This is a genomic window from Streptomyces sp. NPDC051976, assembly GCF_040680795.1.
Taxonomy (GTDB): domain Bacteria; phylum Actinomycetota; class Actinomycetes; order Streptomycetales; family Streptomycetaceae; genus Actinacidiphila.
Map to the genome: position 1 here is coordinate 12,113 of NZ_JBFAXL010000061.1, position 18,415 is coordinate 30,527.

At 67.9% G+C, this 18,415-nt stretch carries 12 protein-coding genes and 1 pseudogene; 6 read left to right on the plus strand and 7 right to left on the minus strand.

Annotation, left to right across the window (positions count from 1 at the left end):
• The first annotated feature begins 68 nt into the window (after positions 1-68).
• Positions 69-1,385, plus strand: a complete 1,317-nt coding sequence (locus AB0M29_RS37360) for an NtaA/DmoA family FMN-dependent monooxygenase (RefSeq protein ID WP_365391187.1) — start codon at positions 69-71, stop codon at positions 1,383-1,385.
• A gap of 15 nt (positions 1,386-1,400) precedes the next feature.
• Entirely contained in the window at positions 1,401-2,714 is a 1,314-nt protein-coding gene (locus AB0M29_RS37365) for an NtaA/DmoA family FMN-dependent monooxygenase (protein ID WP_365391189.1), read from the plus strand.
• Positions 2,715-2,799: 85 nt separating this feature from the next.
• Here the strand turns inward: AB0M29_RS37365 and AB0M29_RS37370 are convergent, their stop codons facing one another.
• Positions 2,800-3,987 carry an ISAs1 family transposase gene (locus AB0M29_RS37370; protein ID WP_365391191.1) on the minus strand — a complete coding sequence of 396 codons (1,188 nt, stop codon included), beginning with the start codon at positions 3,985-3,987 and terminating at the stop codon, positions 2,800-2,802.
• Between the two features lie 120 nt (positions 3,988-4,107).
• Positions 4,108-4,383 carry a hypothetical protein gene (locus tag AB0M29_RS37375; protein WP_365391193.1) on the minus strand — a complete coding sequence of 92 codons (276 nt, stop codon included), beginning with the start codon at positions 4,381-4,383 and terminating at the stop codon, positions 4,108-4,110.
• Between the two features lie 87 nt (positions 4,384-4,470).
• On the opposite strand from AB0M29_RS37375, the gene AB0M29_RS37380 reads away from it, so the two are divergent.
• The 3 genes from AB0M29_RS37380 (at position 4,471) to AB0M29_RS37390 (ending at position 10,434) form a co-directional block, all read left to right on the plus strand.
• Positions 4,471-5,352 carry an ABC transporter permease gene (locus tag AB0M29_RS37380; RefSeq protein ID WP_365391194.1) on the plus strand — a complete coding sequence of 294 codons (882 nt, stop codon included), beginning with the start codon at positions 4,471-4,473 and terminating at the stop codon, positions 5,350-5,352.
• A 34-nt stretch (positions 5,353-5,386) separates the two neighbouring features.
• Positions 5,387-6,376, plus strand: coding sequence for an ABC transporter permease (locus tag AB0M29_RS37385; protein ID WP_365391196.1), 990 nt, complete (start codon positions 5,387-5,389; stop codon positions 6,374-6,376).
• A gap of 236 nt (positions 6,377-6,612) precedes the next feature.
• Positions 6,613-10,434 carry an ABC transporter ATP-binding protein gene (locus AB0M29_RS37390; protein WP_365391198.1) on the plus strand — a complete coding sequence of 1,274 codons (3,822 nt, stop codon included), beginning with the start codon at positions 6,613-6,615 and terminating at the stop codon, positions 10,432-10,434.
• A 60-nt stretch (positions 10,435-10,494) separates the two neighbouring features.
• On the opposite strand, the gene AB0M29_RS37395 is transcribed toward AB0M29_RS37390, so the two are convergent.
• The 3 genes from AB0M29_RS37395 to AB0M29_RS37405 form a co-directional block, all read right to left on the minus strand.
• Positions 10,495-11,250 (minus strand): GntR family transcriptional regulator, encoded by a 756-nt coding sequence (locus tag AB0M29_RS37395; RefSeq protein ID WP_365391199.1) that lies wholly within the window; start codon positions 11,248-11,250, stop codon positions 10,495-10,497.
• A 434-nt stretch (positions 11,251-11,684) separates the two neighbouring features.
• Positions 11,685-12,851 carry an MFS transporter gene (locus AB0M29_RS37400; RefSeq protein WP_365391201.1) on the minus strand — a complete coding sequence of 389 codons (1,167 nt, stop codon included), beginning with the start codon at positions 12,849-12,851 and terminating at the stop codon, positions 11,685-11,687.
• 240 nt (positions 12,852-13,091) lie between these two features.
• On the minus strand, positions 13,092-13,799 hold the full coding sequence (locus AB0M29_RS37405) for a riboflavin kinase (protein ID WP_365391203.1): 708 nt from the start codon (positions 13,797-13,799) through the stop codon (positions 13,092-13,094).
• 110 nt (positions 13,800-13,909) lie between these two features.
• On the opposite strand from AB0M29_RS37405, the pseudogene AB0M29_RS37410 reads away from it, so the two are divergent.
• A pseudogene (locus AB0M29_RS37410) lies at positions 13,910-14,709 on the plus strand (transposase); the annotation flags it as partial.
• Here the strand turns inward: AB0M29_RS37410 and AB0M29_RS37415 are convergent.
• Positions 14,637-14,906, minus strand: a complete 270-nt coding sequence (locus AB0M29_RS37415) for a DUF6875 domain-containing protein (RefSeq protein ID WP_365391242.1) — start codon at positions 14,904-14,906, stop codon at positions 14,637-14,639. The pseudogene AB0M29_RS37410 and the gene AB0M29_RS37415 sit on opposite strands and share 73 nt — an antisense overlap.
• Before the next feature lie 488 nt (positions 14,907-15,394).
• Positions 15,395-18,382 carry a ricin-type beta-trefoil lectin domain protein gene (locus AB0M29_RS37420; RefSeq protein WP_365391205.1) on the minus strand — a complete coding sequence of 996 codons (2,988 nt, stop codon included), beginning with the start codon at positions 18,380-18,382 and terminating at the stop codon, positions 15,395-15,397.
• Positions 18,383-18,415: the final 33 nt, after the last annotated feature.

Consider the following 18,415-nt stretch of genomic DNA (forward strand, 5'->3'; position numbering starts at 1 on the left):
ACCCCCGGTCCGCTGCCGCGCGCCGCCCTTCGCACGACGCAACGACAACGAACGACTAGGAGCACACCATGCCGAAGAAGTTCCACATGGGATGGTTCATGAACTTCATTCCACCGGAGTGGGACACCGACCTGGCCTCACCCGACGTGGCGCTGTGGCCCAATGGTGACTTCTACGTCGACATGGCCCAGTCGATGGAACGGGCCGGCTTCGACCTGATCATGATCGAGGACACGGTGATGGTGGCCGACGCGTACGGCGGCACCATGGAGGGCGCGCTCAAGCACTCGGCGTTCGCGCCCAAGCACGACCCGCTGCCTTTGGCCGTCAAGCTGATCGCCAACACCTCGAAGATGGGTGTCGTCGCGACCATGTCGACGAGCTTCTATCCGCCGTACCTGCTGGCGCGGGCCTGCTCGACGGTCGACTCGATCGCGGAGGGCCGGTTCGGGTGGAACATCGTGTCCTCGGCGGAGGACCGGGCCGCGCAGAACTTCGGTCTGGCCGGTCTGCCGGAACACGACGAGCGGTACAACGTGGCCCAGGAGTACTTCGAGGTCGTCACCAGGCTCTGGGACTCCTGGGACGCCGACGCGGTGGTCATGGACCGGTCGACGCACACGTACGCGGACTTCACCAAGGTGCGCACGATCGACTTCGAGGGGCAGTACTTCACGTCCCGCGGTCCGCTCAACACCGTCCCCAGCCCGCAGCTCCGGCCCACGTTCCTGCAGGCCGGAGCCTCCCCGAAGGGCCGCGCGTTCGCCTCCGGCGCCGCCGACGCGATCATCGCGGTCGGCACCGGCGTGGAGGGCATGAAGGAGTACCGCGACGACATCCGGCGCCGTGCCGCCGATATCGGGCGAAACCCCGACGACATCAAGCTGCTCTTCGTCGTCTCCCCGACCGTCGGGGCAACCGCGGCCGACGCGCGGGCCGAGGTCGACCGGGTCCTGAACCACCCGTCGTACATCGAGAAGTCGCTGGTCAACCTGTCCTCCAACACCGAGATCGACTTCAGGCAGTTCGACCTGGACGAGCCGTTGCCGGAGGGTCTGACGACCAACGGCGAACGCGGATCGCTGGAGCACTTCCTGCGCGGTGACGGGACGCCCGGCAAGAAGACGCTGCGGGAGCTGGTGATGCAGCGAGCCAAGCGTGGTCTCGAGCTGGTTGGCACGCCGGCGCAGGTGGCCCAGCACTTGGCAGACGCGATGGAGGAGGTCGGTGGCGACGGCTTCCTGATCTCGAAGCCCGGTTGGGACCTGTCCCGCAACTACATCACCTCGATCTGCGACGGACTGATGCCCGAGCTGCAGCGGATGGGCCTGGTCCGCACGGAGTACACGAAGTCCACCCTGCGCGAGACCCTGCGCGAATTCTGAGAGGGATCAGCTGCCATGACGAAGTTCCACCTGGGTTGGTTCATGAACTTCATCCCGCCGGAGTGGGATACCGACTACGCGTCGCCGGATGTCGCGAAGTGGGCGAACGGCAACTTCTACGTCGACATGGCCAAGAGCATGGAGCGCGCCGGGTTCGACTTCATGATGATCGAGGACACGGTGATGGTGGCCGACGCGTACGGCGGCACCATGGAGGGCTCACTCAAGAACTCGATCTTCGCGCCCAAGCACGACCCGCTCCCGTTGGCGATCAAGGTGGCCGCTAACACCTCGAAGATGGGTGTCGTTGCCACCCTGTCGACCAGCTTCTACCCGCCGTACCTGCTGGCGCGGGCCTGCTCGACCGCGGACTCGATCGCCGAGGGCCGGTTCGGTTGGAACATCGTCTCCTCCGCGGAGGACCGGGCCGCGCAGAACTTCGGTCTCGACCGGCTCTACGAGCACGACGAGCGCTACGCGATGGCCGACGAGTACTACGAGGTCGTCAACCAACTGTGGCAGTCCTGGGACAAGGACGCGGTCGTGATGGACCGCGGGACCCACACCTACGCGGACTTCGAGAAGGTCCGCACGATCGACTTCGAGGGCAAGTACTTCAAGTCCCGCGGTCCGCTGAACACTGTCCCGAGCCCGCAGCACAAGCCGACCATCCTGCAGGCGGGTGCCTCGCCGCGGGGACGTGCGTTCGCGGCCAAGGCGGCCGACGCGATCGTGGCGGTCGGCACGGGTGTGGCAGGGATGAAGGAGTACCGCGACGACATCCGCGCCCGCGCGGCGGCGATGGGCCGCAACCCCGACGACATCAAGCTGATGTTCTGCATCTCGCCGACGATCGGCCCGACGCAGGCCGAAGCCAGGGCCGAAGTCGAGCGACTGACCTCGTCGGACCGGTACGTCGAGAAGATGCTGGTCAGCATCTCCTCGAACACCGAGATCGACTTCAGGAAGTTCCCGCTCGACGAGCCGCTGCCGGAGGGTCTGACGACCAACGGCGAGCGCGGCTCGCTGGAGTGGTTCATGCGCGGCGACGGCACCCCCGGCAAGAAGACCCTGCGGGAGCTCGCGCTGAACATGGCCAAGCAGGGCATCGAGATGGTCGGCACACCGGCGCAGGTCGCCGACCAGATGGCCGAGGCGATGGAGGAGATCGGCGGTGACGGCTTCCTGATCATGAAACCGGGCTGGGACATGAACCGGAAGTACATCATTGATATCTGCGATGGCCTGGTGCCCGAGCTGCAGCGGCGTGGCCTGGTGAGGACCGAGTACACCAAGTCGACCCTGCGCGAGACCCTGCACGAGTTCTGAGCCCGGCCCCGGCCTGCTGGTGTCCTGCGCCTGAATTCCCACGCGTTAGTCGGTGCTCCTGTCGCTCAGGGCTCCTTCAAGTTCCTCAGGTGCGGGGGTTGTTGGTGATGCCCAGGATCGTGAGTGCGTGTTCGGGTTCGTGGTGGATGGCGCGGGTGGTCTTGGCTACGTTGTCGGCTCCGAGGAGCTTCAGGGTGCCGATGGCGAGGTTGCGGAAGCTGGCCATGGCTCGGGGCGCGTTCCCTGCGTGAACGGTTGAGGCGTCTTCGGCGAAGGTGACATCTCGGATGTGGTGGGAGGAATTTTCGATTCCCCAGTGTCCGCGAATGGCGGCGGCGAGGTCGGCGGGGCCGGCCTGGTGGCTGTCGAGGCTGGTGACGGCGTAGACGCTTTCGCGGCTCTCGGGCTTGCCAGCGGGCTTGCGGCGGCGGTGCACCCGGATGGCCAGGGCCGCGTGGGGGAAGGCGATCCCGCCGAGGTTGCCGGCGATGGAACAGGTTTTGATCGACCGGGACTCGCGCCGTCCGTGGGCGGTGTGGGAGGCGGTGTGCTGAACCTTGATCGATGTCCAGGGCAGTGCGTTGAGCTGGGCATACGCGGTGGGCTGGTTGGTCTGGATGACCGCGATGTAGTGGGCCTTCTTCGTCTCGACCAGCCAGGTGATGTTGGCTTTCACCGAGTGCAGGGCATCGAAGGTGACCACGGTGTCCGCGAGGTCGAGTGGCGCCAGCAGCGGCTTGAAGTGCCGCGTCTCGTTCGTCTTCGCCCCGACCTCGACCTGGGCGAGGGTGGCGACGGGTGCGTGCGTGACCGCCGAGAGCAGGTGACGGCGCGGCGCATCCAGACGGGCCGAGCCCTTCAGCGCTTTGCCGTCCACGGCGATGACCCGCCGGAGCGGGGCCGCGGGTGGGCCGGCTGACGCGGCCTTGCGGTGCCGGTCGGTGAGATAGGCGCCCAACGCCTGGTCCAGGGCGTCGCCGTCCAGCGCCTGAAGGACGCGTCCGATGGTGACCGGCTTCGGGCTGCGCCGCCAGCCGAGCAGGTGACGGCGGATCCCGAGGGCCGTCAGCAGTGCGATCGACGCCCGCTCGCCGGCCTCGGCGATCTCGTCGATGCTCTTCGCGCCACCGATGACCGCCCAGGCGCACACCAGCAAGATCGCCGTCAGTGAGTACCAGCGGCCCCGGCGTGCGCGCGGATCGGGCACCGATTCGAGGTAGGGGCGCAGGTCAGCGATCCGGTCGGCGTCCAGCGGACCCAGCTTCGCCAACACGGCAGGGATGGGGGAAGATGCAACGGCAGGCACGGGACACCCTCATGATCATCTCGCTTAGTCACCACAATGATCACGAACTCCCGTACCTGTACTGCTACCCGCCCCTACCAGGCGCGATCACCAACGCAACGCACACTCACGGAACTTGACGGAGCCCTGCCTGTCGCTGGCGGTCGGGTTGATCTCGGTGAGGTATTCGGTGAGGGAGTCGAGGATTTCGTCGGCGGTCCTGGTCCAGGTGAACGGCGTGGGGTTGGGGTTCCTGGAACCGATCCAGCCGCGGGTGTCGTTTGATGGGCTCGCGATCACCGGCTTTCCGCTGGGCGGGCCAGCCGCGGCGGCGAGAATGAAGTGCGGCGCACGAAATCCACGAGTCCATCGCGCAATGAACAAGCAACGTCCGCGATGTGCCGGTGACACCGCGGCTGTGTGCACTGACCGTGTACTGCAACGCGGCTCGACATGTATCGAGGAGACCTGATGGCAGTCGCAGAACCCTATGCCGCCAGTGGCCTGGCGCCGTCGCGCGGAGGCAAGGCCCGGGCCGCGCTCCGGCAGTACTTCCAGGGCACGTCCGTGTCGAGCTGGATCGCGTTCGGTGCCCTCGGACTCATGTTCCTCATCGCGATCTTCGCCAAGCTCATTGCGCCCCACGACCCCCTGGTCCCGGTCGGCACACCCCTGACCGGGCCGAGCGTGTCGAACTGGTTCGGGACCGACACCGTCGGTCGGGATGTCTTCAGCCGCGTCGTGGTCGGGATGTCGACCAGCTGGTGGGGGGCGCTCGCCGTGGTGGCCTGGGGCGTCATCTTCGGCGGACTCATCGGTCTCATAGCGGGAGCCTGGGGTGGCATCGTCGACAGCGTCCTGATGCGCGTGACGGATGTGTTCCTGGCGCTTCCCGGCCCCATCCTCGCGGTGGCGGTCGTCGCGGCCATGGGGCCGTCGTACTTCCACACGCTTGTCGGCATCTCCATCGTATGGTGGCCGCTCTACACGCGCATCGTCCGCGCAGAGATCCGCAAGCTCCGCGCTTCGCCGCACATGGAGGCGGCCCGGCTCGCCGGTGCAGGCTGGTGGAGGCAGTTGAGCCGGCACCTGCTGCCGGGCGCGGTCCCCGTCACCATCATCACGGCCAGCCTCGACATCTCCGCACTGGTGCTGATGCTGTCGAGCCTGTCCTTCCTCGGCCTAGGGGCACCTCAGCCCGCCCCGGAGCTCGGCGCGATGGCCGCCCAAGGGATGACGAATATCTTCACCTCGTGGTGGATCCCGATCTTCCCGGCAGCGGCCGTCTCGGCGATCGCCATCGTCAGCAACTTCGCCGGCGAAGCACTCCGCGACCGGATCCGCGACCGCTGACTGCCGTCGAACGAGATTGGAGCAGACCATGCTGTTGGTCCTCGGCCGCCGCGTTGTCGGCGCGATCCCCGTCCTCTTCGCCCTGGTGCTCGTGGTATTCACCCTTCAGAAGGTGGCGCCGGTCGACCCGGTCGTCGCGCTCGTCGGAGACAAGGCGTCTCCCGCGGTCTACCAGGCAGCCCGGCACAAGCTCGGCCTGGACAAGCCGGTGCCGATCCAGTTCCTGCACTACATCGGGCATGCCGTGCGCGGTGACCTTGGTTCGTCCACCGTCACTCGCACGCCGGTCTCCAGCGACATGATGAAGTTCCTCCCGGTCACTCTCGAGCTGGTCTTCATGGCGTTCATCCTGATCATCGTGATCGGGTTCTTCATGGGCCTGGCCACGGCGCAGAGGTGGCGCGGTTCCGGGATCCTGCGGATCGTGATGATCTCGGGCGCCTCGGTCCCCGTCTTCCTGGCCTGCCTGCTCGGCATGCTGATCTTCTACCGCTGGCTGAACGTGCTGCCGGTCACCGGACAGACAGCGTCGTACGACGCGCCCACCGGTCCAACCGGCTTCCTGATGATCGACAGTTGGCTCAGCGGGCGGCCCGATCTGTTCTTCGACGACCTCAAGCACCTGATCCTGCCGGCGTTCTGTATCTCCATCACCCCGGCCGTCTCGGTCGGCCGCGTGCTGCGCAGCAGTCTGGAGACGACGTTGAAGTCGGAGTACACCCGGACGGCTCGGGCGAAGGGGCTGGGCGAGAAGACGATTCTGATCAAGCACGCCTTGCGCAACGCGCTGGGGCCGGTACTGGCACTGCTCGGCCTCCAGTTGGCGAGCATGATCGGCAACAGCATCGTGGTGGAGATGATCTTCGCCCGGCCAGGGATCGGGCTCTACATCTCGCAGGCCATCGGACAAGGTGACTTCAACACGATCGCGGGTGTCACGCTGGTGATCGGCCTTCTCTACGTGCTGGCGAACATCGTGGTCGACTTGTTGCAAGCTGCCGCTGATCCACGGGTCGCAGCCTGAGCTCAACGGATGTCGGCCGTTGTGCAGGAGTTTGCTGAAGATCTTGGGGTCCGGCCCCGCCGCGTGTGCGGCGAGGCCGGACCGCTCTTCGTGGCGACGGGGAATGGGCCGCCGTATGGTCAAGGGGGCCGCCCGGCCACCTGGCAGACGGCCCCTCGGCGAGATCTTCACCGGTCCTCCAGGCGCAATCGGGCGGCAACCCGGCTGAATTCCCGAAGAATTGCGCCGGGCCTCTGATGGGCGGCATGACAAGTCCAATTGGTCTCCGCCAACCGGAAGAGCTGCGTCCCGAGGGCGAGGAGAGGCCACCTTCCGAGCGGGTGGATGCGTCAGCGACCGGGACCATGCGGTTGCTCGCGCCAGTGCTCGACCCGCGGATCCGCCTGGGCATCTGGTGGGGAGTCGGCTGGGCCGTCGTCGCGATGGCGCTGCTCGGCCTGATCCCGCTGATCCAGCGCGTCATCGTCGACGACACGATCCTCACCCATCACCGGTCCCGCCGGATGTGGATCACGCTGCTGGTCGTCGCGGGTGTGGCCAGCTTCCTCGGGAACTACCTGCGGAGAAGGATCGGTGGCCGTGCCGCCGTACGCGCGCAACGGGAGTTGCAGTGCAGAGTTCATGCCCACCTGCAGTACCTGGATGCCTCCCGGCGCGACGAGCTGCGGACCGGCGACATCATGTCGCGCGCCACCTCGGACCTCACCTTGATCCAGATGTTCCTCCAACAACTCGGCGTCGCGTACGGCAACGTCACCCTTCTCGCCGTCTCGCTGGTCGTGACGGTCTTCCTCTCGCCGCTCCTGGCGCTGGTCATGGCCGTGTCGGTGACGGTCTTCCTGCTGGTCGCGATGCGGTTCCGCGGCCGATCGTTCCCAGCGAGCTGGATGGACCAACGGTTCCAGGGCTCGGTGGCCGGCGTGGTCGAGGAAGCCGTCACCGGTGTGCGCGTCGTCAAGGCGTTCGGCCAGGAGCACCAGGAGCAGGAGGCGCTGAACAGCGAGGCGCGCAAGCTATTCCAGTCACGCCTGCGGACGGCACGCATCTCAGCGGCCTTCGGTGCCGCCCTCGACGCGATTCCGGGTCTCACCCAGCTGGCGGTACTGGCGCTGGGGGGATGGCTGGTGATGAGGCATCACATCTCGCTCGGTGTCTTCCTCGCGTTCGCCAGTTACATCCTCCAGCTCGTCGCTCCGGTCAGGTTCCTGTCCGGCCTGATGGTGACCAGTCAGCAGGCGCGGGCCGGCGCGCAGCGCATCGCCGAGCTGTTGTCGATCGAGTCGCTGGTGCAGGAGTCGCCGGATGCGGTGGAGCTCGAGCGGGCGGTGGGACTGGTGGAATTCGACCACGTCGACTTCGCCTATTCGGGCGGGGAAACTGTCCTGCACGATGTCACGCTACGCATCGAGCCGGGGGAGCATGTCGCTGTCGTCGGTGCATCGGGATCGGGCAAGTCGACCCTCGCCCATCTGCTTGCGCGGTTTTATGACCCGACGTCGGGGTCCGTGCGCGTGGACGGCCGCGACCTCCGCGACTACACGCTGTCCTCGATGCGCGCGGCCGTCGGCATCGTCTTCGAGACGGGCTTCCAGTTCGCCACGACGATCCGCGACAACATCGCCTTCGGGCGTCCGAGCGCGACCGACGACGAGGTCAAGCACGCCGCGGTCGCCGCGCACGCGCACGGCTTCATTTCGGGGTTGCCGGAGGGTTACGGGACTCTCGTCGGTGAGCATGGTTTCACGCTGTCCGGTGGTCAGCGGCAACGTCTGGCGTTGGCACGTGCGGCGTTGACCGACCCGCAGGTGCTCCTCCTCGACGACGCGACGTCCGCCATCGACGCGCGGACCGAGCACGCCATTCACCGCTCCCTCAACGAGGTGCTCGCGCGCCGTACGACGGTGATGATCGCCCACCGCCACTCCACACTGCTGCTGGCGGACCGGGTGATCGTGCTCGACCACGGCCGCATCGTGGACAGTGGCACGACCGACGAGCTGCTCGCCCGGTCCGAGCTGTTCCGCGAGCTCCTCACTGGACCTACCGCGGACTTCGAGGCGGACACCGAACCGACGGTCTGCGAGCTGGACCCGTACGCCTGGCCGGAGGACGTCGACCGAGCCGGTGCGCCGAAGGTCAGCAGCCACACCAGCGAGGCGGCGACCCGGGCGGCGTCGGGCGCACACGGTCCGGGGATGAGCGGCGACACGTCGACTCTCGCCGGCCTCGCCACCGTCTCGCCCAAGCTGATCGAGGCTGTCGACGCCCTGCCACCCCTGGCCGGTGACCCGGACGTCGACCTCGCGGAGGCGATGGCCCCGCATGACGAGTTCACGATGGCGAGCGTCTTCCGGCCCTACGCGAAGCCGTTGATGCTCGCGGGCCTCATGGTCGCGGTGGACGCCGTCTCGTGGATCGCAGCGCCGATCCTGATCCGCTACGGTATCGACCACGGCGTCATGGTGGGAGCCTCGCACGTCCTGGTGACGGCCTGCCTGGCGCTGCTGACCGTCCAGGTTGTGATCTGGGTGAACAGCCGTGTCATGATCTTCTTCACCCAGCGCACGGCCGAGGGGATGCTTTTCGGCCTGCGGGTGCGTACCTTCGCCCACCTCCAGCGTCTGTCGCTGAACTACTACGAGCAGCACATGGCTGGCAAGATCATGACCCGGATGACCTCCGACGTGGAGGCATTCGCCCAGCTTCTGCAGCAGGGCCTGCTGACCGCGATGGTCAGCCTGCTCTCCTGCGGCGGGATCGCAGTCGCCCTGGTCTTCCTGGACCCAGGGCTCGCGCTGGCCGCCGCCGTCGTACTGCCCTTCCTGATCGGCTCGACGCTGTGGTTCCGACGTGCCTCCGGTGCCACCTACCTGACCGCGCGGCATCGCGTCTCGGTGCTCTACGCCGACATGCAGGAGAGCCTCGCCGGAGTCGCGGTGAGTCAGGCATACGGCCAGCAGCCCGCGAACGTCGAGCGGTTCCGGTTCCTCGCCGACTCCTACTGCGAGGCGCGGGAGCGCTCCGTCGAGCTGATCGCCCGGTTCTTCCCGTTCCTCCAGCTGCTCAGCACGATCGCGAAGGCCGTCGTCCTCGCGGTCGGAGCACCCCGGGTGATGCACGGGGACCTGAGCTACGGTCTGCTGATCGCATTCCTGCTCTACCTGGACCAGTTCTTCACGCCGATCCAGCAACTGTCCATGGTCTTCGACCAGTGGCTCCAGGCGCGGGTGGCCGTCGACCAATTGCGTGAGCTCCTCCAGACGCCGACGGGGACACCGGCGGCCGAGCGAGCGATTGTCCCGGACCGCCTCGTCGGCGAAATCGGCCTGGACGATGTCACCTTCGCCTACGAGAGCACCGGCCTGGTCGCGATGGACGACGTCAGCCTCACCATCCCGGCAGGGCAGGTCGTCGCCCTGGTCGGTACGACGGGAGCCGGGAAGTCGACGCTGGTGAAGCTGGTCGCCCGGTTCTACGACGCGATCGCCGGCACGGTCCGGATCGACGGCATCCCGATCAAGGACCTCGACGTGTCGGCCTACCGCCACCAGCTCGGCTACGTTCCGCAGGAACCGTTCCTGTTCTCCGGGACGATCCGGTCGAACATCGCCTACGGCCGACCGGAGGCCCCGGACCTGCTCGTGGAGCGGGCGGCTCGAGCGGTGGGCGCCCATGCCTTCATCGCGGAGCTGCCGGCGGGTTACCACACGCCGGTGAGCGAACAGGGACGGTCGCTGTCGGCCGGTCAGCGCCAGCTGCTGAGCCTGGCACGCGCGTTGCTGGTCGACCCCGCGATCCTCCTGCTCGACGAGGCCACGGCCAACCTCGACCTGGCGACCGAGGCACGGGTGCAGCGCGCGATGGGCCAGGTGGCGATGGGCCGGACGACGATCCTGATCGCCCATCGTCTGCAGACCGCTCGCGCGTCACACCGGATCCTGGTCGTCGACAACGGCGCGATCGTGGAAGACGGGAGGCATGACGACTTGGTCGCGCAGGGGGGTCCGTACGCCGCTCTGTGGTCGGCGATGGTGTCCATCGCCGTTGCGCACGAGTAGCGAGATGACGGTTGGCCGGCTCCCGAACGGGGGGCCGGCCGACATGTGTCCGTGTCGGGGTCAGGCGGTCTGCTTGCGCTGCGCGCAGGCCGAGAAGGCGACCCGGTCACTCCGCATCCGGCACTGGGACAGCGCCCACGGGCGGCCGGCCTCGTCCTCGAGGATGTCCTCCAAAAAGATCATCGGGGCCCCGAGCTCCACGCCCACGAGCTTGGCCGACTGGGCATCGGCCGCGGTCGCGCCGATCGTCGTCGTACTCCCCACGATCCTCACCCCGAAATGCTTCTCGAGGAACAGGATCGGGTCGGGCTCGTCGACCACGATGTCCCGCGACAGGCCAGGACCGAGCGCGATGTAGCTCACCGTCAACCCGAGCGGCGCGTCCTCCTGGGCCAGGAGGTTCTCGATCATCAGGACCGACCAGTCCGTCGGCAGGCGGAGCCGCTCGCGCACCATCTGCGGGCAGCCGAGCGTCTGGTATTCCAGGGTCCGCAGCTGCGTGTGGATCTGCTCGTCGGGGTTCCCGTAGTCCTTCACGGGCCCGATGGCGTTGATCTTGAGCAGGAACTGGCGCTCGGAGCGCGTGCCACGCTTCGGGCTGCGCGTGACAAGCCCGTCGCGGGCGAGTTGCTGGAGCACCGCCCGAACTGTGTTGCGACTGGCTGAGAGTGCGTCGGTGAGCTCGCCCTCGACCAAGGACACGCTTCTCTCACCGTTCTGCAGCGTGGAGCGCAGCAGGTCGTAGGTCCGGCGCAGCGAGTTGTTCAGGCGGTCCGGTGTTTGCCGGTTCCGCTGATACAGCGTTTCGGGTCGCACTGGTTGGGGTCTCACTGCCCACCCCCAGAGGTCTCGGGTTCGATGCGTTCGTGAAGTGTCACGATGACCCCCTATCGGGCCGGAATGGGAGGAACTGGCTACTATAAAACCAGCCAAAAGTTTCGGCTGGAAACGTCCCCTGTGGCGCAGGTCGAGTGACCTGTGCCACAGGAGGCCATCAGAAGTCCCGCAGGTTGTGCGCAGCATCTGGTGCGTGGACGACGTCTGCGGGGGCTCGGGCTTCTGTCTGTCGCCGCGGGCGAGGAAACTCCCGGGTGAGTCCCACTCACCGTTGATGCCTATGTCGGCGGGCGGCGGCTTGTTGAGGTCGAAGTCCGCGGAACTGATCTCGGAGAGCGAGGAGATCTCCGCGAGCTGGTACGCGACAGGCCGGTGCCTCGGTGCCGGGCCGGCCAAGACCGCCGACGAGATCCTCAAACGACTCGCCTCACATCCTGAACCGGTTCGGCGACGTGGAGAATGCGGCCGAGGTCGTAGGCCAGGGCCAATCCGCCGAGAAGCACGGCCGTGACCACCCAGAACAAGGGAGCGGCCCCGACTGCGGTGCCGAGCGTGGCACACCCGGCCGAGCCCGCCAGCATCCCCAGGCCGGCCGATATCCGGAACCGCGCCAGGCCCGCTGACGAGTCGCCGACCAGCCCGACCACGACGAGCGGCAGGCCGATTGTCGTACCGGCGAGGACGCAGCCGAAGAGGGCGGAGACAGCGAGGTATGCGAGCGGCGATTCGTCCACGGCGAGCACGGTCGCACACGCCAGACCGAGCCCCAGGGCGGAGAGCAGGAGTCCCGCCAGCCCGAGCCGCGCGAGCAGCCTGTAGGCGACGGTCAGCATCACGATCTCGACGAAGGACATCAGGCCGATGGCCACCCCGATCCCGAGGATCGGGAAGCCGCGGGCGGCTCCCGCGAGCGGGAGCGCGGTGAACAGCACGCCCCCACGCAGGAAGTCGCCGACCATCGCCAGCAACAGCGCCGACAGCGTGCCGGGCACCTTGTCGAACCGCGGCAGGCCGATGCGGGGCCGGTCAAAACCCGCCGGGGCCGCCAGGCTGGGGAGCGTGAACAGCACGCCGGTGGCGATGAGCAGGGCCAGTGTGCCCGTGATGCCGAAGGCGATCCGGTAGCCGGTCACACCATGGACGACGCCCGCGATGATCAGGCCGACCGGCGACCCGACCGCCCCGCCGAAGAGGAACGCCGCGTTGAAGCGTCCCAGCGCACGGGCCGGGTTCCGGGGTCCCTGCGGGCCTTGAGGTACGCGTACGGCGGCCTGCAGTCCGCCGCCGAGCATCATCCCGCCACCGAACCCCTGCAGCAGTCGCACGCCCATCATGATCGGCACCGTCCAGGCGACGGCCATCCCGATGCAGGCGAGGCCGAACAAGGCGAGAGCGGCTGTCAGGGTCAGCCGGGCGTCCAGCGCCGGGACACAGTGCGTGCCGAAGATGTCGATCACGATCACGCCGAATGAGGAGGTCAGCATGAAGCCGACGATGAGCAGCGGTCCGTAGCCGATGTCCTCGGCGAACAGGACCTCCAACGGGGCCGTGAGGCTCATCGTGCACCCGGCTGCCGCCATGAGGGAGAGGAATCTGCCTGAGGTCGTGGAGCGCGTTGCTTGTGTCACGGGGAATACGAGAGCCGATCGAAATCACGCATCGGCTTCCGCGAGGTTCCCGACCCATTGCGCCGCTGTAACAGGGCGGGGAGAGCAGGTCCATCGGCCGCCACGGGGCGTGATGCCGCGCTGTCGCTCCGGATGCCGCTGGGGCCGACAGTCCGCAGCGCTGGTCAGGCGCCGGCTCGGCCACCGGGTCGACTACTGGCGCGCCAGGGCGATCAGGTCATCGACCGTGGGGAAGTGCCAGGTCAGGTAGCCCACGGGAATACCGGTGCACAGCGCGACCCACTGGTGGGTGAGCTGGTGTGGCTGGGCGTCGAGGACTGCTTGGGCGATCAGCTCAGTGCGCCGCGCCGCCCGAGCGCGGGCCTTGGCCCGGTGGTCGCCGACGGCGGCTCGGGTCACCCGGTGGCGAGCGCGCGACCGATTCGGCTTGTCCGGCCCTGTGGGTTCGTCGGCCAGCAGGTGCTGCAGGCCGTTGCTCAGCGCCCACGCCCGGGTGGCCCCCACGTCGAGGCGGAGCTGCCGCACCAGCGTGGGGGTGTCGACGTACTTGTGTTGGGGGCGCAGTCGCACGTGCAGCTCGATGCGCACCTCGTGATCGTAGAGGTCGCCGGTGAAGTCGAGCAGGTTAGCCTCGAGGAGGCGTAGCCCGTCCTTGCCGTAATACGTCGGCCGGTGACCGACGGAGACCGCCGAGACGTACGTCGGCCCGTCGCCCGCGGGACCGACCTGGACGGTGCCTGCGTAGACGCCGTCCCGTCGAACGTTGTCGATGCCGCGGATGTTCGCGGTCGGGAAACCGAGCCGGCGACCACGCCCGTCACCATGCTCGACGATGCCGTGTACGACGACGACGTCTTCGTCGACGGGGTAGAGCGGGTCTCGCATCATTTTCGCGGTCATAGGCTGTCCTTCCTGAGCCGGAACTACACCACTGTGAGTTGGCCCGATTTCCGAGCCGTCACGGAGCACTTGCACGACCATTGCGCCGCTGTGCCGATGGTGTTGCACGTGTCGAGATGGTCGGTCGCGTCCGCTCCGACCGCGTCATGCGTCTGCCGAGGCCACCGCGGATTCACGGCGTCAAGGGTCGGCTGCCCAAGCACGGACCGGAGTTCCGCTCCACCAAGCAGGAGACCTGGCCCGAGCCCGCGATCACCACAGCCACCGACACGGGCAACTACGGCAAGGCCGAGGCCCAATCGTGGGACCGGGTCCGTCCCCGGCTCACCCACCGCTCGGCCTGGCTCGACCACGAGGGCGAACCTCCCTTGGTGGAGGGAACGTTGATCAGGCTGAAGGTCGAGCACCTGTCCAAGGAACGGGATGCGCCGCCGGTGTGGTTGTGGTCCTCGAAGACCGGCGCCGCCCCCGTCGATGTGGGCCGCTGCTGGCGGGCATTTCTCCGCCGCTGCGATCTGGAACACGCCTTCCGCTTCGCCAAGCAGACCCTGGGCTGGACCACCCCGAAACACCGCACCCCTGAGGCCGCGGACCACTGGACCTGGATTCTGATCGTCGCCATACCCAACTCCGACTTGCCCGGCCGCTCACCGAGGACCTCCGCAGCCGTGGGAGGAACCCACCGCCTCCGACCGCCTCACCCTGGCCCGGATCCGGGTCCGCCGAGGGTTCAGGAACATACGCGCTCATCTCGCTTGCCCGCCCCGTCTTCCCAAACCCACCGGCACCGGCCCCGGACGGCCACCCGGCGCCAAGAAACAATCACCGCGTACCCCGCTACGACGTCGGCAAGACCGTCAAACGCCCCGAGACCCTCAAGGCCATCGGCAAGCCTGGAAGATTCTGGTAGATAAAGATCAAGCTCAGTGTCCGTTCAGCGCGTCCCGCGCCAGGTCCTGCACCGCCCGCATGTTGCCGGCATCCCAGCCGTCCGACGGCCACCGTCAGTCCGCGGCGCAGGGAGGCGGGCATGTACGGGCGCACCGGGCCGGGTCGGCCCAGCTGCGGGTGGGACTGGGCGATGTACTGCGGCACCCACCAGCCCATCACGATCTGCTCCACAGTGGCGGCCGGGTACTCACCGTGCCCCGCCCGGGCGAGGTCCGCGGCGAACGTGTCCGTCGAGCGCCCCTCCCTCTGGCCCGCACGCGGTGCGTGCGAGCGGGTACCAGGCCGCGGCCGCGACCTTGGAGGGAAGCCCAAAACGCCCCCGGCAACCAGCCCAGGGCGCCGCTACTGCGCCGGACAAGCCGAAAGAGCACCGGCGCGAGTATTCAGCACCCGAACCCCTTCACGACCCAGCAGTGCAGCGCCGAAGTCACACCCCCGCCATCCAAGCGTCTGAAAGTTCCGGATCCGGGGTGACCGGCAATGCCGCGTGGCGCTGTTCGCACTGCTCAGCGCCACGCGGCGGGTTGCGTCGTCCGACACCGGGGGAGACGTACGCTGCCGTCCGCTCACGTATCCCGGAGCCGAACCGCACACACGACTGTGCGGCACCCGGGTCGGGGTGCCGCAGAGTCATGGCTGGAGTGTCAGGATGGCAGGTGCCACTGTTGGCTGGTACTGCCATCACAGGTGTCGATCACGAGTGAGGTGCCGTTGCTCGTGCCGCCGCCCGAGGTGGCCAGGCACTTGCCGAGGGCTTGCAGCTCACCGGTGCTCTGGTCGTACGTCCACTGCTGTGATGCGCTGCCGTTGCAGGTGTAGATCTGCACGGGTGTCCCGTCGGCGCTGGATCCGCCGCTCACGTCCATGCACTTGCCCATGGCCGTGACGGTGCCGTTGCCCGGGCGCGTCCAGCTCTGCGCGGCGGTTCCGTTGCAGTCGTAGAGGTCGAGCGGGGTACCGTCGCTGCTGTCGCCCCAGTGGATGTCCGCGCAGCGGCTGCTCGCGGCGGCCGAGGTGATCGGTCCGGCGCAGCTGGAGGGCTGGGCCGTCGAGGCCGGGTGCCGGGTCGGGATCTGCAGCGCCGAGCCGGGCGCGACCTGGCGCACGCCACTGCTGCCGACGCGTACCGGGAGCGGCGGGCCGGAGCGCAGGGTCAGCTGGGTGGTCTGCTGGCCGACGGAGATGTCGAACGTGCGGCCGTGCCACTTCACGCCGGTGAGGTTGACCCCGGGCAGTTGGGGCGGCAGGAAGGGGTTGACGGTGACCGCGTCGGTTCCCCAGCGCAGTCCGGTGAACCCGTAGAGGAACTCCTGCAGGTAGCCGCCTTCGCCGGTTGTGAAGGTGAACGCTCCGCCGCTGCGGGTCTCGTACCACTGGTTGAACGGTGCGGCCAGGTACGGCTTCGCGCTGTTCTGCATGTAGCTGTAGACCTGGCAGCCCGGCGATCCCAAGGACGCGCCGTCGATGGCCGCGATCGCGTCCGTCATGGACGGCCCGTTCGGGTCGGTGTGCGCCGTGTAGTAGTCGAGGTCGCTCTGAGCCAGGCTCGACAACATCGGCACCGCCCAGGGGTACTGCAGCAGGGTGACGTCGGCCTGCTTAATGGTCTGCCCGTTGTAGCCGTCGTACTCGGGGTGGATGCCGGCGGTGGTGTCCACCGGGATCTTCAGGCCGTCGGCGACCTTGCTCCAGTCCGGGTCGGCGGTCTGGCCGAGGATACCGGCGGCCTGCACCGCGATCCGCAGCGAGGTTTGCGCTCCGGCGTTGGTGGTCACGCTGTTGTTGACGTTGTCGTGGTACTCGTCCGGGCCCTTGACGTCGTTGATGTCATAGCCGCCGGCCGCATCGGGCACGGCTCGGGTGGCCCAGTAGTCGGCGATGTTCTTCAGGACCGGCCATGCCTTGTCCCGCAGCCACGCGGTGTCGCCGCTGGCCTGGTAGTACTGCCACTGTGCCAGGGCCACATCCGCACTGATGTGGATCTCCTGCTTGCCCTCGGTGGCCCAGTCCGGGGTCGTCTCCTTGCCGGTCAGCGCGCTCTGCCACGGGTACTTCGCGCCGTTGATCGGGTGCTCGGCCGTGGACATCTTCGCGGCTTCGGCCTTGGCGGCGGACAGCAGCTTCTGCCGGTAGGTGTCCGCGCCCCTGGCGATGTCGGGGTACTGGGCGAGGAGAGCGGGGTACATCCACGTCTCCATGTCCCAGAACACGTGGCCGCTGTAGCCGTCCGAGGACAGCCCGCCCGGGCTGGTGCTCCAGTCGACCCCGGCGCGCATGCTCGCCAGCAGATAGTACATCGATGCCCGGATCTCCGCCGTCATGGCGCTGTCACCCGGGATCGAGATATCCGACTGCCACAGGCGCGACATCGCCTTGTCGTTGCGGGCGCGCGCCTGCTGGTAGCCGTTCCCGGCGGCGCGGGCCGCGGTGTCCGCGGCGTACTGCTGCGGGGTCGCGGCCTGCAGTTGCCGGTCGGTGTCGACGCTGGAGGCAACGCCCACGTACTTGGTGATCTCGTACGTCTGGCCGGTCGTGACGGCGAAGTCCGCGCTCTGCCCGACGGTGCCGTCATCCGTGGCGGAGACCGCCTTGGTCGGCACGGCTTCGTCGTTGATGCGCAGCACGGAGTTCAGCCCGGCGGTGACCAGTTTCCCGTCGGTGACGACGTTCGCGGAAAGCGTGGCGGTCTTGCCGTCGACGCCTGGGTTGCTGGTGGAGGCGCGGTTCAGGCCGCGGCCGTCGAACTCGTCCGTGACGGTGGCCGTCCCGCTCCAGTGCGGTACGGCTCGCACGCTCACCGTGCCGAGGTGGCCGTCCGCGCGGTTGGCGTTGACCTCGTAGTCCAAGCTGGTCGTGTCGCCGTCGGGTGAGGTCCAGTCGAACGATGTGCTCAGCACCCCGGTGCGCACGTCCAGCGACTGCTTGTACTTGCTGCTGGTGCCGACGGTGGCGGGGGCGATCGCCGTCGGCGGCTGGGAGCCGTCGGGGTACAGGGCGAGGTAGTCGACGTTCACCCGCGCCTCGTCACCCTGCTCGACGACGATCTTGAGTGTGTTCGCACCACCGTTCAGCGTCACCGGCACGTTCATCACCCCCCAGCTGTCCCAACCGCCCGTGTCGGGCACACTCAGTTGCTGGAGTGTGCCGTTCACGTCGAGGTGGAATGTCTGCGGGCCGCCACTCCCGTTTGCGTACCGGACGGCCAGTGTTGCCTGGCCGGCCGGCGCGTTGCTGATCGGGATGACGTCGGTACCGCCGACCGTCGGCTGACCGCCGTTGTTCAGGCCTGCCAGATAGCCGCCGACGATGCCACCTGAATGGGAGTTCTCGACGAACGCTCCGCCGGAGATCTGCCCATACGCGGCCGGGCACAGCTGGCCGAACTTGCAGGACCACTTCCCGATTCCGTAGACACCGCCGCTGCGGCCGAAGCCGAGTGTCGTCCAGGTCGGCAGCGCGGCCCGCTCCTCGTTCTTGCCCGAATCGGTGGAGGCGTAGAAGCCGGCGAGCTCTGACTGGGTCGTGATGGGCGTGCTGCTGAAGCCCTCGCCGGCGGCGGAAACCCGCGCGGCGAGGTAGCCGTTGCCGACGAATGTCGGGGAGTAGTTCTTCGACGTGTCGGTCGTGCTCATCACCCAGCTGTCGCCGCCGTCTCTCGGGGGCGG

What these genes read in the sequence shown, in the direction of transcription:
- AB0M29_RS37365 (WP_365391189.1), top strand. Translation starts at nt 1,401, where the DNA reads ATGACGAAGTTCCACCTGGGTTGGTTCATGAACTTCATCCCGCCGGAG.
- AB0M29_RS37390 (WP_365391198.1), top strand. Translation starts at nt 6,613, where the DNA reads ATGGGCGGCATGACAAGTCCAATTGGTCTCCGCCAACCGGAAGAGCTG.
- AB0M29_RS37415 (WP_365391242.1), bottom strand. Translation starts at nt 14,906, where the DNA reads ATGGGCTGGTGGGTGCCGCAGTACATCGCCCAGTCCCACCCGCAGCTG.
- AB0M29_RS37420 (WP_365391205.1), bottom strand. Translation starts at nt 18,382, where the DNA reads ATGAGCACGACCGACACGTCGAAGAACTACTCCCCGACATTCGTCGGC.
- AB0M29_RS37400 (WP_365391201.1), bottom strand. Translation starts at nt 12,851, where the DNA reads ATGGCGGCAGCCGGGTGCACGATGAGCCTCACGGCCCCGTTGGAGGTC.
- AB0M29_RS37360 (WP_365391187.1), top strand. Translation starts at nt 69, where the DNA reads ATGCCGAAGAAGTTCCACATGGGATGGTTCATGAACTTCATTCCACCG.
- AB0M29_RS37380 (WP_365391194.1), top strand. Translation starts at nt 4,471, where the DNA reads ATGGCAGTCGCAGAACCCTATGCCGCCAGTGGCCTGGCGCCGTCGCGC.
- AB0M29_RS37405 (WP_365391203.1), bottom strand. Translation starts at nt 13,799, where the DNA reads ATGACCGCGAAAATGATGCGAGACCCGCTCTACCCCGTCGACGAAGAC.